This is a genomic window from Mesorhizobium sp. M7A.F.Ca.AU.002.02.1.1 (genome assembly GCF_003998535.1).
Lineage (GTDB): Bacteria > Pseudomonadota > Alphaproteobacteria > Rhizobiales > Rhizobiaceae > Mesorhizobium > Mesorhizobium ciceri.
In genome coordinates this window covers 1-11,135 of record NZ_RZPB01000133.1, presented here as the reverse complement: position 1 = coordinate 11,135, position 11,135 = coordinate 1, and the positions used below count along the sequence as shown (strand labels likewise).

Below are 11,135 nucleotides of genomic sequence, written 5' to 3'. Positions count from 1 at the left end.
ATCCCCGCCATCTCAAAAGCGTGGACGGCAGTCCACGCTCCATCGTCGCCCGCGACGGGCCGCGCCAGGGCAAGGTGGGCCTGGTCATCGGCGGCGGCTCGGGCCACGAGCCGAGCTTTCTCGGCTTTGTCGGCAAGGGCTTGGCTGACGCTGCGGCCATCGGCAATGTCTTTGCCTCGCCGCCGCCGGACCCGATCCTCGAATGCGCCAAGGCGGTCAGCGGCGGCGCCGGCGTGCTGTTCATGTACGGCAATTATGCCGGCGACGTGATGAATTTCGACATGGCGGCCGAGATGGCGGCGATGGACGACATCGAGGTGCGCACGGTGCTGAGCACCGACGACGTCGCCTCGGCACCGCGCGACCAGCGGCACAAGAGGCGCGGCGTCGCCGGCAATTTCTTCATCTTCAAGGCGGCCGGCGCCGCCTGCGACCGGATGTTGTCGTTCGACGAATGCGAGCGCATCGCCGGCAAGGCCAACGACCACACCTTCACCATGGGCGTGGCGCTGTCGCCCTGTTCGCTGCCGCAGACCCGCCGGCCAAATTTCGAGATCGGGCCGGACGAGATGGAGATCGGCATGGGCATCCACGGCGAGCCCGGCATCGCACGCGAAAAGTTGAAAACAGCCGATGAGATCACCGACGAGATGCTGGACAGGATCCTCGACGAGATGGCGCCGGCGCGCGGCGACAAGGTCGCGGTGCTCGTCAATTCGCTGGGCTCAACGCCGCTGATGGAACTCTACATCATGAACCTGCGCGTGAAGCAGAGGCTTGATGAGATCGGTGTGTCCATCCACGCAAGCTGGGTCGGCAATTACTGCACCTCGCTCGAAATGGCCGGGGCCTCGATCACGCTGCATCGGCTGGACGGCGAGTTGCAGACGATGCTGGACCACCCCTGCGACTGCGCCATGTTTCGCGCCGGCTAAACCCACTCTGTGGCAAGGACTAAGACATGACGACAATCGATACTGCCCGCCTTGTCACGATGTTCGCGGCGATCGCAAACTCCATGTCAGCAGACAGGGACAGGCTGTGCGCGCTTGACGGGGTTATCGGTGACGCCGACCACGGCATCGCGATGGAGCTTGGATTTTCCGCTGCGCGCGATGCGGTGGCCGGACTGGACACCGCGGCGACCGATCCGACCACCTTGCTGAACACGGCGGCAAAGTCGTTCCTGAATGCGGTCGGCGCCTCCTCCGGTCCGCTCTATGCGACCGCGCTCATGCGCGCCGCGGCAGCCGTCAAGGGCAAGACGGCGCTCGACGACGCGGATGTGGTCGCCCTGTTCCAGGCCATGGCCAAGGGCATTCAGGATCGCGGCAAGGCAGAGCTTGGCGAAAAGACGATGATCGATGCATGGGCGCCGGCGGGGCAAGCGGCGGGCGAAGCGCTGGCCTCAGGCAAGGATCTGGCCGCCAGTCTCAAGGCCGCCGCCCAGGCGGCAGAGACAGGCGCGGAAGCGACCAAAGCGATGGTGGCCACCAAGGGCCGGGCATCACGCCTCGGCGAACGTTCGCTTGGCCATATGGATCCGGGCGCTGCGTCCGCCGTCACCGTGATCGAGGCGATGCGGACCGCCTTGACCGACTGATCATCAGCGGACTTGCCGCGTCTTTCAGCGCTTGGCGTCGAGCTTGTCGACGGCCTGCACGTTCGCGGCAGATGGGCCATTCGGATCAAACTCGGAGGCAAGCCATGCGTCGGCGATCGATTTCGCCAGTTCGGGACCGATGACGCGGGCGCCCATGGTGATGATCTGGGCGTTGTTGGACTTGGCGGCGCGCTCCGCGGAATAGGTATCGTGGGTCAACGCGGCGCGAATGCCCGGCACCTTGTTGGCAGAGATGCTGACGCCGATGCCGGTGCCACAAAACAGGATGGCCCGGTCGTAGTTGCCGTCGAGAATTTCGTGGCCGACCGAGGCGGCGATATCGGCGTAGAAGCCGGCCTGGCTCAGGTCGACGACCTGCAACTCCGGCTTGGTGGCGAGATGCTTGGCGATGACATCGAGCAGCGGCTTGCCGGCGCTGTCGGCTCCGAGTGCGATCTTCATGATGATGAACTCCTTTGCTTTTGTCTCTGTCTCTTTGATTTGACGCAATTCCGGACGGAAAACCGCTTCACACTTTCCCGGAATTGCTCGCGCGGTTAGCGCGCGATGGCGGCCGACGCCTTTCTCAGAATGTCGATATAGCCTTCCGCTTGCCACGCCGAGCGGCCGATGAACAGGCCATCAATATGCGGCTGGCCGATAAGTTCGGCCGCGTTGCCGGGGTTGACGCTGCCGCCGTAAAGCACAGGCGGGGCAGCCGGCAGCCGGTCAGCGGCTACCTGCTTGATCAGCGCTTGCTGCTTGTCGGCATAGTCGGCGCTTGCGGGAATGCCCTTCTCCCCGATCGCCCAGACAGGCTCGTAGGCAAAGAGGATTTCCGCCTTCGGTTGATCGCCGCTCAGCTCCTGCAGCGCGCCGAGAACTTGTGCCGTCAGCACCGCCTCGGCGCGGCCTGATTCACGCTCGTCCAGCGTCTCGCCGACGCAGATCAGTGGCACGAAACCGTGCCTGACAGCAGCTGCCGTTTTCAGTCCGACAGTCGCATCCGTCTCGCCGAAATGCTCCCGGCGCTCGCTATGGCCGAGTTCGATTACATCCAGCCCGCAGTCTTTCAACATCACTGGCGAAATCTCTCCCGTCCACGCGCCGGCATCGGCCCAATGCATGTTCTGGGCACCTACCTTCACGCGGGTGTTGGCTAGTGCCGCCTTGACCTGGCGCGCGGCGGTGAACGGCGGAATGACGAAAGGCTGTATCGCCTGATCGAAACCAGGCACGAAGGCGGCCAACGCATCGGCGAACAGCAACGCCTCGGCAAGCGTCTTGTTCATCTTCCAGCTCGTGCCGACCCAATATGGGGCCATTGTTTTTCTCCTTCGATACTTTTGCGGCCGAAGCCGGCTTCCGGGCGACGTATTCGCTCAAGTCCGAGGCTTGAGACTGTCCCGGCCACTGTCGACGTAAGGCGCCCAGAAATCCACCGACTCGCGGATCATCTCGATAACCTGATGGTCGACTGGTTCCCTCTCCCTGAAGGAAAGTTCAAGGCAAATTTCATTGTCGGTTCCACCACCCTGCCGAACCGCGTCCAGCAACTTCTGCGGCACTATGCGGCCATCCTTGTTGTAGGCGGCCGTGAACGGCCAATGGCCGCCCTTGTTCATGGAAGACTGCTTGATGTGGATGATCGGAGATTGCAATGGAAACGCTTTCGCCCAGGCGTAGGGATCGGTGTCGGCAGGGTTGGGTGAGGTCACGTCGCCATGGTCGATATCGACCATCATCTTCATCGGTATGGGCAGCTTCGCTGCGTCGATGGCGCCTTGCAGCGTGACGCAGCTTTCGATCGTGTGGCCGAACTCGCGGCCGACCGACATCGGCTCCCAGAACAGGTATGTCAGCCCCGCCGCCCTGGCGTGTTCGGCAACCTCGCGCCAGCATTCGAGCGCGATATCGAGAAGTGCTGCCCGCCGTTGCGGATCGTCAAAGTCCTTGTAGGTGAAGATGGCGAACTGCGTGCCCATGCCTGGCGCGCCGAGTTCGGCGGAAATGTCGGCGAAGGTCTTGAACCAGTCGACATAGTAGCGCCGGACGTCGGCGTCCGGGTGGCCGAAATGGTTGAGCCGGCCATAAGGTCCGGTCATGCCGGAGGTGATCCTGACACCGGTCCGCGAAAGCGCGCTGTTGAACAGGCGCAGGAATTTGGCAATCGTGGCCGCCGGCCAGCCCGGATTGACGAATTCATGCGTCAACTGCACGTCGCGAATGCCGATGCCATAAGCAATCGCGTCGATCAAATCGTCTGGATCGGCGAAGCGATTGACCAGAGGATTGGTGTTGAGGGAAAGCGTGAAGGCCATCAGTCCGCCGTCGCCATGATGTTACCGAACCAATCTTCGAACGCTTTCCGCTCGGCCGCATTGATATGCAGGCCATGCTTTGTGCGGCGTTCCAGTATATCGGCTGATGTGCCAGCCCATTCGGTCTCGACCAGGAACTTTGCCTCCCGTTCATACAGATCGGGACCGAAGCGTCGGCCGAGATCAGCCTCGCTTTGCGCGCCGGCGAGCAATTGCCTGGCGCGGGTGCCGTAGCTTCGAGCGTAGTGCTTCACCAACGACGGGCTGAGCCATGAAAATTCGACATGCAGATCGCTCAGAAACTGCTCGAAGTCCGCATTGGGCAGGTCGCCCCCCGGCAAGGGAATTTTGGCCGTCCAGGCTTTCTTCATCGTCGGAAAGAATGGCTGGATCTTTTCCAGCGCGTGTTCCGACAGCTTGCGGAAGGTGGTGATCTTGCCGCCGAACACCGAAAGCAGCGGTGCGTTGCCGTTGGAGGCGTCGAGTTCGAAAATATAGTCGCGCGTCACCGCGCTTGGATTGTCGGCATTGTCGTCATAGAGCGGACGCACACCGGAGAAGCTGTAGACCACGTCCTGTGGCGTCAGCTGCCGCTTGAAATAGCGATTGACCACCTTGATCAGGTAGTCGACTTCGCTGGCCTCGGCGACCACTTCCTCGGGCCTGCCTTCGTAGGGAATGTCGGTCGTGCCGATCAGCGCCAGATCGTTCTCGTACGGGTTGACGAAGATCACCCGCTTGTCGTTGTTCTGGATGAGATAGGCCTGCCGCCCCTCCCAGAATTTGGGCACGACGATATGGCTGCCTTTTACAAGCCGGACATTGCGCGTCGAATTCTGCCCGGCGACGCGGCTGACAATGTCGTTGACCCAGGGACCTGCTGCGTTGATCAGAGCGCGCGCGCGGACTTTCGTGACGGCGCCCGTGCGACCATCCTGCATGTCGATCGACCACAGTCCGCCTTCACGGCGCGCCGCGACACAGGCGGTGCGCGTGAGCACTCTGGCGCCTCGCTGCCTTGCATCGAGCGCATTGAGCAGCACCAGGCGCGCATCGTCGACCCAGCAGTCGGAATATTCGAAACCGCGCTTGAATTCGTCCTTGATCGGCGCGCCTTCAGGCGAGGTCCTCAGGTTCAGCGTTCTTGTCCCAGGCAGCCGTTTGCGGCCGCCAAGGTGGTCGTAGAGAAACAGCCCGAGCCGGACCAGCCATGCCGGCCTATCCTGCGGGCTGTGCGGTAGAACGAAGCGCATCGGCCAGATGATATGCGGCGCCGCCTCGAGCAGCACCTCGCGTTCGATCAGCGCTTCGCGAACCAGCCTGAATTCATAATATTCGAGGTAGCGCAGGCCGCCATGCACCAGCTTGCCGGAACGCGAACTGGTGCCTTGCGCGAGATCGTCTTTTTCGCACAGGATGACGGACAGGCCACGACCTGCAGCATCACGCGCTATGCCGGCTCCATTGACGCCGCCGCCGATCACGAAGAGATCGACGACATCTGTTGTATTGCTCAAGATCTTGCTCCTGTGCGGTGCGCCATGCCCTTCCACACCGGCCGAAGCGCCTGGCGCGCCGCAACGAAGGAAGGGAAGAGCGCATCGTATGTTTGCGAAAGCGCCTCGTCATAGGCATCGCAGTCGCCGAGAAGCGGCGTCACCCATTCGGCGGCGCAGTCTTCCATGGAGCCGTAGACGCCGAGCCCGACCGCGGCCATCATCGCGGCACCCGCCGCGCCGGCTTCCTGGCGGCTGCTGGTGCGCACCTGCGCCCTTGTCGCCGCCGCGATGATGCGACGTAGAGACGGACTGCGCGCTGCGCCGCCCGACAGGCGGATCTCACTCGGCACGGCGCCCATCGCCTGGTAGCAATCGCGAGCGGCGAAGGCCAACCCCTCGAGCACGCCGCGTGCCAGATCGCCAAAGCCATGCTTGACCGAAAGGCCGATGAAGCCGGCGCGTGCGTCAGGGTCGACGAACGGCCCTCTTTCGCCGGCTAGCGATATGTAAGGCTGGTAGATCAGCGATCCCGGCTCCGATGCTTCCATCCAAGCGTCGAGCGCCTTCAGCAACTCGTCATGAGAAGGTTTGCCGCCAGCCGTGGCGAGCACGTCGCGCGCAAGGCCAAGCACCCAGTCTATGTTGAGCGTCGCCGCCATGTTGGATTGCAATTGTGCAAAGGCGCCCGGAATAGGCATGGCGATCGTGTAGCCGGAGCCATCTGCGTTCAGCACGACATCGTCGGGAGTGGCTGCGAAGCGCGTGTGTATGCCGGTCGAGCCGATGACCGTGCAGCCGACATTGCCCGAGGGATCATAGAGGCCGGCTCCGAGCGCCGTCATGACCATGTCGACGTAGCCCAGCACCACCGGCGTGCCTTCGAGCAGGCCGGTCTCCGCCGCCGCCGATCGCGATAGCGGATGATGGTCGGTGGTGCCTTCGAGCATGGGAGGCAACAGGCGGCGATGCGTCGTCAGATCCAGGATGTCGAGGGCTTCGTCGGAATAGGTGCGCGACCGAAAATCGCCGAAGGTGAAGGTTCCCTCGGAGGGATCGGTGGCGCGTTCGCCCGTCATCTTGAAGTAGAGCCAATCCTTGCAATGCAGTGCGGTGGCCGCCCGCTCCAGCATGTCGGGATGGTTCTTTTTCATGAAGGCAAGCTGGGCGCCTTGCTGGCAGGAATTCAGCCCCGTGCCGGTCAGTTCGAACCGCCTGCGATCCCGGGGATCGGCGCGCATCTCGTCCACCAAACGTCCGGCGCGGGCATCGAGCCACAGCCAGGCGCGCGAGACAGGCATGCCGTCGCTATCGATCAGCCAGGTTCCGTCGCCTTGCCCGGTGATGGCCACCGCCGCGATTCGTTGCGCGAGGTCGGGAATCTTGGCCGCGAGATCGCGAACGGTCCGCGCCATGTCGCGCCAGGTCTGGTCGAGGTCCTGCTCGGCGCCGCCGCCTTCCAGCGTGACGAAGCTATTGGGCACCGACGTCATGGCGAGCTGCCGCCCGGACAGATCGAAAGCGATCGATTTGATCACCGACGTTCCCGCGTCGATGCCGATCAGCAGGTCTTTCATGCCGCAAATTCCGATTGGTTGCGAAGGCAGTTCACGAGGGCAGTCATTTCGTAGAAGAGACAGGGGGTGTCCGCAAGGACACCCCCTGTGCAGGTATTACTCAGACAGCACGAAGGGTGCGGTGTACTTGTCGACATTGTCCTTGGTGATGAGAAGGCAATCGAACAGCTGCTTCTCGGTCGCCGCACCGGTGGCACCCGTCTTGATAAACGAGTCCGCCTGCTGCACGGCCTTGGCCGAGAAGATGGCGACCGGCTGCAGCACGGTGTACTGCAGTTCACCGGACTTGATCGCCGCAACCGCGTCCGGGGAGCCGTCGAAGCCACCGACCTTGATGCCGGCGAGCTTGCCAGCTTCCTTCAGCGCCGCAACCGCGCCGAGAGCCATTTCGTCATTGCCGCTGATCACGGCGATGATGTCGGGATTGGCTTGCAGCATGCTCTGCATCTTGTCGTGGCCCTGGGTACGATCCCAGTTGGCGACCTGCGAAGCAGCCTTTTCGAGATCCGGGTACTGGCTCAGCACAGTCGCGTAACCGTTCGAGCGCGTGGCGGCATTGTTGTCCGACGGGGCGCCGAGCAGTTCGACATATTTGCCCTTTTCACCGACGGCCTGCACCCACTGCTGGGCACCGAGAGCAGCGCCCTGCGCGTTGTTGGAAACGAGCTGCCCCTTGGCGAGGCCTTCCTGGTTGATCTCGGCATTGACAAGGAACACCGGGATGTTGGCTGCAATCGCCTTCTTCACCGCACCGACAGAGCCGTCGGCGTTGGCCGGATCGAGAATGATCGCCACCGACTTGTTGGTGATGGCGGTGTCGATCAAATTGCTTTCGGTATTGGTATCGCCCTTGTGGGCGCCGACATTGGCCGTATAGCCAAGCTTCTCGGCCTCGGCCTTGGCGACGTTGCCCTCGGTCAGCCAGTAGGGATTGGCCGGATCGTTGACGATGATCGAGATCAGGCCCGCGGCTGACGCGGCGGCCGTGAACCCAACGACCATCGCGGCCGCGAGCAGACTTTTCAGCATGGTTTTCATGTACATTCCTCCAATGATTACGCGGTGTTGCTGCCAGTTCACCTGGCAGTCTTCCCTTGGGCAGGATTGGCCGGTTCGGCCTTCCCCCGTTTCTGAGAAGTCGGTTGGCCACCTGTCGCGCTTGGGAGCTTGCTGCGGCGGCGATACTGAACGGCATTGAGGAGCACGGCGAGCACGATGACCGCGCCGGTGAACACTGTCTGCCAGTAGGATGAGATGCCGATGATCACCAGACCGTCGGACAGGAAGCCGATGACGAAGGCCCCGAGCAGGGTTCCGCGGATGTTGCCGCGGCCGCCGGTCAGTGCCGCGCCGCCGATGACGACGGCCGCAATGGCCGTCAGTTCGTAGGTGGTGCCGGCGGTCGGTCCCGCCGATGTAAGCTGCGAGGACAGGATCAGGCCGGCAATGGCGGCGCAGATGCCCGACAGCACATAGACGGAAATCTGCACTGTCTTGACCGGAACGCCGGAGAGTTCGGCCGCGCGTTCATTGCCGCCCGAGGCGTAGAGCCAGCGCCCGAAAGCGGTGCGGTTCAGGACGATGCTGCCAATGAGCGCGATGACCACGAGAACCACGACGCCCGTCGGCACGCCGAACAAGCGGTTGAAGCCAAGCGCATCGAAGCCGGTGTTTCCGAGCTCCGGCTTGCCGCCGAGATTGTTGTAGGTCAGGCCGCTGGTCATCAGCAGCGCCAGGCCGCGCGCCATGTACATGACGCCGAGGGTGGCGACGAAAGCTGGAACCTTGAAGCGCGCGATGAGCACGCCGTTGATCAGCCCGACGACGGCGCCCAGCATGCAGGCCAGCACCGCGACCACCCACACCGGCGGATAGAGAACGACGCCCAGCCAACTCAGCGTCACCCCTTGCATCAGGAAGCCGGCAACGACGCCGGCCAAGCCCAGCGTCGACCCCACCGACAGATCGATGCCGCCATTGAGGATGACAAGCAGCATGCCGATCGCGAGGATTCCGAAGATGGCGACATGCGAGGCCATGGTCAGGAAATTCGCCACCGAGAGGTAGTAGGGCGACAGGATCGAAAAGACGACGATGATGACGATCAGGGCAAAGAAAGCGCGGCCCTCGAGCAGCAGCTTGGCGAGATCGAAGCCTTCGCTCGCGCTTGGACTGGACTGTTTTCTGGCCTGGCTGACATCGGTCATGGTGTGGGCTCCGAAATTCCTGGTGATCAGGCGACCACGGCTTCGCCCGAGGCGGCCATGATCTGCTCTTTGGTGGCATTGGCGCCGAATTCGGCTGAAATCCTGCCGCGGCGCATGACGACGATGCGGTGGGCAATGCTGAGGCATTCGTTGACCTCAGAGGTCGAGAAGACGACGGCAAGGCCCTGCGCAGCGCGTTCGCTCAGCAAGCGGAAGACTTCGGCCTTGGCGCCGACATCGATGCCGCGGCTCGGCTCGTCGAGAAGGATAACCTTGGGATTGGTCGTCAGCATCTTGCCGATGACGACCTTCTGCTGATTGCCGCCCGACAGCGATCCGATCATGGCGTTGCCGCCAGCGGTCTTGACGGTCACCTTGCGGATCGAGTCTTCGACCAGCTCTCGCTCTCTGGAACGAGACAGAAACAGGCCCCTGGCGAACGCTTCGATGCTGGCGAGCGAAAGATTACGACCGACGGTCATCGTCTGCACCAGCCCGTCGCGCTGCCGGTCCTCGGGGACCAGCACAAGCCCTCTGGAGATACGCTGGGCAATGCTCAGCCCCGAGACGTCCTCGCCTTCCAGCAGCGCCCGCCCGCCCGCCATCGGCACTCGTCCGGCGACGGCCTCCAGCAATTCCGTGCGCCCGGCACCCATCAGCCCGTAGATGCAGACGATCTCGCCTGCTCGCACGTCCAGCGACAGGTGATCGACGACGGAATAACCTGAGCCCGAAGTGTCGACGACGCTGACATCCTCGATCGATAGGGCGACTTCGCCGAATTCATGGCCGGTCGGCGGCGAGCCGAGATCGAAATTCTCGCCGACCATGTTGCGCACGATCCATTCGAGATCGATATCCCGGGCTTCGGCCGTCGCGGTAATCGCGCCATCGCGCAGGACAACGGCATAGTCGGTGATCTGCAGCGCCTCTTCGAGGTGATGCGATATGTAGACGATGGAGACGCCGCGGCTGGTCAGATCGCGGATCACCTTGAACAGAACTTCCACCTCGGTTGCGCTGAGCGCGGAGGTCGGCTCGTCCATGATGAGGATGCGCGAATCGACCGACAGTGCCCGGGCGATCTCGACGATCTGCTGTTGGCCGAGGCGCAGATCCTCGACCAGGGTCATCGGATCGATGTCCTCCTCGAGATCAGCCATCAGAGCGCGCGCCTGGCGTTGCTCCTCGGCGAAGTCGAGGCCGGTCCTGGTGCGCAGTTCGCGGCCCATGAAGATGTTGTCGCGAACGCTGAGGTTGGGCGCCAGGCTGAGTTCCTGGTGGATGATCGAGATGCCGCGATCGCGCGCGTCCGAGGACGAAGAAAAGCTGACGAGATTGCCGTCGAGCACGATGTCGCCGGATGTCGGCGTGACCACGCCGGAGAGGATCTTCATCAGCGTCGACTTGCCGGCGCCATTCTCTCCGAACAGCGTGGTGACCTTGCCGCGATGGATGTCGAAATTGACGCCCTTGAGCGCATGGACGCCGCCATACGACATGACGATGTTGCGCGCCGAAAGCACGGCGTCGCCAGTCGCGGGTCCGGTGTCGGCAGTCGGTTTCATTTGACGTCCAGCCTCACGGGGGTGACGAGCCAGCTCTTCGGGTTGACCAGCTTGAATGCGCCGACCACCGATATGGTCTTGCCGGTCAAGGTGCTCGTATCGACCTTGGCCAGGACTTCCTTCTTCATCTCATTGTTCAGCGCCGAACCGGCGTCCTGGTACTCAATCTGGTTGGTGAACTGGCCGAATGTGATCTTGCCCGTGGCGTCACGCAGTTCCGTCCCGTTGATTGCCGGTCCCGTCTGCACGCGGATCATCAACGTATCTGGCACGCCGTCGACGGCGACCTTGTAGATGCCAGATTTTCCTTCGCCGACGACGCCGGTGAACTTGACTGAAATGACCGGTCCGACGCCCGCAGGC

General features: G+C 62.8%; 11 protein-coding genes. 2 read left to right on the top strand and 9 right to left on the bottom strand.

Features of this window, described 5'->3' with window-relative positions; all coding sequences use genetic code 11:
- On the top strand, positions 1 to 935 hold a 935-nt coding region (locus tag EN879_RS11190), incomplete at its 5' end, for a dihydroxyacetone kinase subunit DhaK (RefSeq protein WP_164774375.1).
- Positions 936 to 961: 26 nt separating this feature from the next.
- Positions 962 to 1,603 carry a dihydroxyacetone kinase subunit DhaL gene (dhaL, locus tag EN879_RS11185; protein ID WP_027163948.1) on the top strand — a complete coding sequence of 214 codons (642 nt, stop codon included), beginning with the start codon at positions 962 to 964 and terminating at the stop codon, positions 1,601 to 1,603.
- Positions 1,604 to 1,627: 24 nt separating this feature from the next.
- On the opposite strand, the gene EN879_RS11180 is transcribed toward dhaL, so the two are convergent.
- From EN879_RS11180 to EN879_RS11140, 9 genes are all read right to left on the bottom strand, one after another.
- A complete protein-coding gene (locus EN879_RS11180; protein WP_024502451.1) occupies positions 1,628 to 2,065 on the bottom strand; it encodes an RpiB/LacA/LacB family sugar-phosphate isomerase in 438 nt (145 codons plus the stop codon).
- Between the two features lie 95 nt (positions 2,066 to 2,160).
- Positions 2,161 to 2,928 (bottom strand): triose-phosphate isomerase, encoded by a 768-nt coding sequence (locus EN879_RS11175; RefSeq protein WP_063167517.1) that lies wholly within the window; start codon positions 2,926 to 2,928, stop codon positions 2,161 to 2,163.
- Between the two features lie 57 nt (positions 2,929 to 2,985).
- Positions 2,986 to 3,924: a TIM barrel protein gene (locus EN879_RS11170; RefSeq protein ID WP_013533069.1), complete on the bottom strand. Its 939-nt coding sequence runs from the start codon at positions 3,922 to 3,924 to the stop codon at positions 2,986 to 2,988.
- The gene (locus tag EN879_RS11165; protein WP_063167516.1) at positions 3,924 to 5,441 is read right to left on the bottom strand and encodes a glycerol-3-phosphate dehydrogenase; all 1,518 of its coding nucleotides are present in this window, start codon (positions 5,439 to 5,441) and stop codon (positions 3,924 to 3,926) included. The genes EN879_RS11170 and EN879_RS11165 overlap by 1 nt, the downstream gene beginning before the upstream one ends.
- Positions 5,438 to 6,997 (bottom strand): FGGY-family carbohydrate kinase, encoded by a 1,560-nt coding sequence (locus EN879_RS11160; RefSeq protein ID WP_063167515.1) that lies wholly within the window; start codon positions 6,995 to 6,997, stop codon positions 5,438 to 5,440. The genes EN879_RS11165 and EN879_RS11160 overlap by 4 nt, the downstream gene beginning before the upstream one ends.
- Positions 6,998 to 7,093: 96 nt before the next feature.
- On the bottom strand, positions 7,094 to 8,041 hold the full coding sequence (locus EN879_RS11155; protein WP_023756738.1) for a D-ribose ABC transporter substrate-binding protein: 948 nt from the start codon (positions 8,039 to 8,041) through the stop codon (positions 7,094 to 7,096).
- Between the two features lie 32 nt (positions 8,042 to 8,073).
- Positions 8,074 to 9,204 (bottom strand): ABC transporter permease, encoded by a 1,131-nt coding sequence (locus EN879_RS11150; RefSeq protein ID WP_013533073.1) that lies wholly within the window; start codon positions 9,202 to 9,204, stop codon positions 8,074 to 8,076.
- Between the two features lie 26 nt (positions 9,205 to 9,230).
- A complete protein-coding gene (locus EN879_RS11145) occupies positions 9,231 to 10,772 on the bottom strand; it encodes a sugar ABC transporter ATP-binding protein (protein ID WP_063167514.1) in 1,542 nt (513 codons plus the stop codon).
- Positions 10,769 to 11,135: DUF2291 family protein (locus tag EN879_RS11140; RefSeq protein WP_127274055.1), on the bottom strand; the 367-nt coding region annotated here is incomplete at its 5' end. The genes EN879_RS11145 and EN879_RS11140, both read right to left, overlap by 4 nt.

Excerpts from the sequence above, each read along its gene's own strand:
- EN879_RS11160 (WP_063167515.1), bottom strand. The coding sequence starts at position 6,997 with ATGAAAGACCTGCTGATCGGCATCGACGCGGGAACGTCGGTGATCAAA.
- EN879_RS11175 (WP_063167517.1), bottom strand. The coding sequence starts at position 2,928 with ATGGCCCCATATTGGGTCGGCACGAGCTGGAAGATGAACAAGACGCTT.
- dhaL (WP_027163948.1), top strand. The coding sequence starts at position 962 with ATGACGACAATCGATACTGCCCGCCTTGTCACGATGTTCGCGGCGATC.
- EN879_RS11180 (WP_024502451.1), bottom strand. The coding sequence starts at position 2,065 with ATGAAGATCGCACTCGGAGCCGACAGCGCCGGCAAGCCGCTGCTCGAT.
- EN879_RS11150 (WP_013533073.1), bottom strand. The coding sequence starts at position 9,204 with ATGACCGATGTCAGCCAGGCCAGAAAACAGTCCAGTCCAAGCGCGAGC.
- EN879_RS11155 (WP_023756738.1), bottom strand. The coding sequence starts at position 8,041 with ATGTACATGAAAACCATGCTGAAAAGTCTGCTCGCGGCCGCGATGGTC.
- EN879_RS11145 (WP_063167514.1), bottom strand. The coding sequence starts at position 10,772 with ATGAAACCGACTGCCGACACCGGACCCGCGACTGGCGACGCCGTGCTT.
- EN879_RS11170 (WP_013533069.1), bottom strand. The coding sequence starts at position 3,924 with ATGGCCTTCACGCTTTCCCTCAACACCAATCCTCTGGTCAATCGCTTC.